Source organism: Pseudoxanthomonas sp. GW835-FHT14C01, from assembly GCF_058793715.1.
The window spans coordinates 1-1307 of sequence record NZ_JBXAGB010000008.1 but is presented as its reverse complement, the minus strand read 5'-3'; the positions used below and the strand labels follow the sequence as shown (position 1 = coordinate 1307).

The following is a 1307-nucleotide window of genomic DNA, read 5'->3' as shown; positions in this document are numbered from 1 at the left end:
TCGCGCATGGTCTTGATCACCTTGTCCAGGCTGACCTTGTGCTTGCCATCGCCGCGCATGGCCATGCGGCTGGCGTTGATCGCCTTCACCGCGCCCATCGCGTTGCGCTCGATGCACGGGATCTGCACCAGCCCGCCGATCGGGTCGCAGGTCAGGCCCAGGTTGTGCTCCATGCCGATCTCGGCCGCGTTCTCGATCTGGCTCGGACTGCCGCCGAGCGCCGCCACCAACCCGCCGGCGGCCATCGAGCACGCCACGCCCACCTCGCCCTGGCAGCCGACCTCGGCCCCGCTGATGCTGGCGTTCTCCTTGTAGAGGATGCCGATGGCCGCCGCGGTCAGCAGGAAGTCGAACACCCGCGCCTCGTTGCTGCCCGGGCAGAACCGGTCGTAGTAATGCAGCACCGCCGGGATGATCCCGGCCGCCCCGTTGGTCGGCGCGGTGACCACGCGACCGCCGGCCGCGTTCTCCTCGTTCACCGCCAGCGCGTACAGGTTGACCCAGTCCAGCACGGTCAGCGGATCGCGCATCGCCGCTTCCGGCTTGCCGGACAGCTCGCGGTGCAGCGCCGGTGCCCGGCGCGAGACATGCAGGCCGCCGGGCAGGGTGCCTTCCTCGCGGATGCCGCGGGCCATGCACGACTGCATCGCGCCCCAGATCGCCCGCAGCCCTTCGCGGATCTCGTCCTCGCTGCGCCAGGCCTTCTCGTTCTCGAACATCAGCGCGGCGATGCTCAGGCCGCTGCGCTGGCACTGGGCCAGCAGCTCATCGCCGCTCCTGAACGGGTAGGGCAGCGGGGTCTCGTCGGCGACGATGCGATCCGAGGCTGCATCGTCCTGGTTGACCACGAAGCCGCCGCCGACGGAGTAGTAGTCGCGCGTGGCGATGACCTCCTCGTTCGCATCGTAGGCAGTGAAGCGCATGCCGTTGGTGTGGTACGGCAGCTTCTGCCGCTTGTTCATCAGCAGGTCGCGCTTCTCATCGAAGGCGACGGCGTGGGTGCCGCCCAGCATCAGGCGTTTCTCCCCACGGATGCGCGCCAGCGCCGGCGGGATGAGGTCCGGGTCGATCTCGTTGGGGTAATGGCCTTCCAGGCCCATCAGCACGGCCTTGTCGGTGCCGTGGCCGCGGCCGGTCAGGGCCAGCGAGCCGAACACCTCGGCACGGAGGCGCGCCACGTCCTGCAGCCGATCCGCATCGACCAGCCAGCGGCCCACGAAGCGCGCCGCCGCCCGCATCGGTCCGACCGTATGCGAAGAGCTCGGACCGATGCCGATCTTGAACAGGTCGAACGTGCTGACTGCCAT

At 69.2% G+C, this 1307-nt stretch carries 1 protein-coding gene; it reads right to left on the bottom strand.

Annotated elements, in window-relative coordinates; translation table 11 throughout:
- Window positions 1-1307: L-serine ammonia-lyase (locus AC1Q5B_RS20430; RefSeq protein ID WP_492633279.1), on the bottom strand; the 1307-nt coding region annotated here is incomplete at its 3' end.